Origin of the sequence: Streptomyces sp. SID14478, from assembly GCF_010548525.1 — a bacterium.
Classification (GTDB): Bacteria; Actinomycetota; Actinomycetes; order Streptomycetales; family Streptomycetaceae; genus Streptomyces.
On record NZ_JAAGMG010001002.1, the window covers coordinates 1 to 2,108 of the forward strand.

Sequence of the window (2,108 nt, forward strand, 5' to 3'; positions counted from 1 at the left end):
GCGGTCGGCGCGCCCGCCACCCGCGAAGGGGCGTCGGGCGCGGCGGTCACCCTTGCCCCCGGCGCCGCGGCGCACGCCACCCTGCACACGGCGAACCAGGGCGTGAGCGACTCCGGCTGCCGGGCCCGGCACGACCTGCTGAAGGTCTATCCGCCCGGATCCACCGAACCGCTGACCCTGCGCGACGACCGGGTACGGGTGTGCGGTGACACGTTCGCGGTCACGACGATGAAGACGTCGGCCTCCTGACTCCGCAGGGATCGCCTCCCTCCTGATTCCGGAAAAATTTGCCGGGCCGACATCTTGTTTCTCCATACACCTACTTGCATGATGCGGTGATGCATAAGCGGGTTATGGATCGGTGCGACGTATCCGTCTCACCGGAGGAACTGATCGGCGCCGTCGAGCAGTTGGTCCGCCACGTCCGGCGCGGCACCGTCGCCGGAGGCCTCAGCACGGCGGCCTCGTCGGCCCTGGGCAGGCTCGGTCGCGAGGGGCCGCACCGGCTGACGGATTTGGCCCGCGCCGAGGGCGCGTCCCAACCCGGCATGACCCAGCTCGTCACCCGCATGGAGCGGGCCGGTCTCGTGCTGCGCCGTGCCGACGAACACGACGGCCGGGGCGTGCTCGTGGAGATCACCGAGGCCGGTGCGCAGGTGCTTTGGCAGCGGCGCGCCGAACGCGCCGGGATCCTCCAGGACCTCATCGAGGACATGACCGAGGCCGAACAGCAGGCCGTCCGGATCGCCCTGCCCGCACTCTCCCGTGTCATCCAGGACCGGCCGGCGCCCTGACGCGGCACGTCCCACCCCGCTCCCGCACCCACGACGTCGCGAAAGAGACCGCACATGAGTGGACCCCGAGCCAAGAGCGCGAGCCCCTTCAAGCAGCCGAAGGCCGTCTGGGCCGTCGCGTTCGCCTGCGTCATCTCCTTCATGGGCATCGGTCTCGTCGACCCGATCCTGCCCGCCCTGGCCGACAGCCTGCACGCCACGCCGAGCCAGGTGTCCCTGCTGTTCAGCAGCTACTTGATCGTCACAGCCGTCGCGATGCTGTTCGTGGGCTGGTTCTCCAGCCGCTTCGGCGCCAAGCGCACCCTCGTCATCGGCCTGGCGGTCATCGTCGTCTTCGCCGCGCTGGCCGGCGCCACGGACTCCATCAACGGCATCGTCGGCTTCCGCGCCGGATGGGGCCTCGGCAACGCCCTGTTCATCGCCACGTCCCTGGCCGTCATCGTCGCCTCGGCGAGCGGCGGTTTCGGCGGGGCCATCATCCTGTACGAGACGGCGCTCGGTCTCGGCATCGCCGTGGGGCCGCTGCTGGGCGGGGAGTTGGGGGCGATCAGCTGGCGCGGCCCGTTCTTCGGTGTCGCGGCCCTCATGGCCATCGCCCTGCTCGCGACCGTCGCGTTCGTGCCGCACATGCCGAGGCCGCCACGACCCACCTCGCCCCTCGCACCGCTGCGGGCACTGCGCCACCGCGGGCTGTTGACGATGGGCATCATGGCCCTGCTCTACAACTGGGGCTTCTTCACGATGCTCGGCTACGCCCCGTACCCGATGGAGCTGGACGCCCATCATCTGGGCCTCGTCTTCACCGGGTGGGGACTGCTCGTGGCCGCGTTCAGCGTCTTCTTCGCCCCGCGCCTGCAGGCGCGGTACGGCACGGCGCCCGTTCTGTACGCGAATCTGCTCGGCCTCGGCATCGTGATGGCGGTGATCGCCGCGGGTGTCGCCACGCCCGCCGTGGTGATCGTCGCGGTGATCGTGAGCGGCGCCTTCATCGGGATCAACAACACGCTGACCACCCAGGCCGTCATGCTCGTCTCGCCGGTCGAGCGGCCCGTCGCCTCCTCCGCGTACGGCTTCCTGCGCTTCATCGGCGGCGGACTCGCACCGTACGTCGCCGGAAAACTCGCCGACGCCACCGACCTCAGCGTCCCCTTCTACGTCGCGGCCGCCACGTTCCTGCTCGCCGTCCCGGTCCTCGCCAGCGGACACCGGCTGCTGCGCCGGGCCGAGTCGGCGCCGGCCGAGGGTGAGCCGGTGGCGCCCGTCCTCGTACCGGTCGGCGCTCCGGTGCCCGGCGGCGCCGCCCCCGTCGTCGTC

3 protein-coding genes are annotated in these 2,108 nt (G+C 71.1%); all 3 read left to right on the top strand.

Translation table 11 applies throughout. The features are described 5' to 3' along the window. On the top strand, nucleotides 1-249 hold a 249-nt coding region (locus G3I40_RS32495), incomplete at its 5' end, for a DUF4232 domain-containing protein (RefSeq protein ID WP_164306206.1). A gap of 89 nt (nucleotides 250-338) precedes the next feature. Further along, nucleotides 339-794: a MarR family transcriptional regulator gene (locus G3I40_RS32500; protein WP_164306207.1), complete on the top strand. Its 456-nt coding sequence runs from the start codon at nucleotides 339-341 to the stop codon at nucleotides 792-794. Nucleotides 795-848: 54 nt separating this feature from the next. Then, on the top strand, nucleotides 849-2,108 hold a 1,260-nt coding region (locus tag G3I40_RS32505; RefSeq protein WP_164306208.1), incomplete at its 3' end, for an MFS transporter.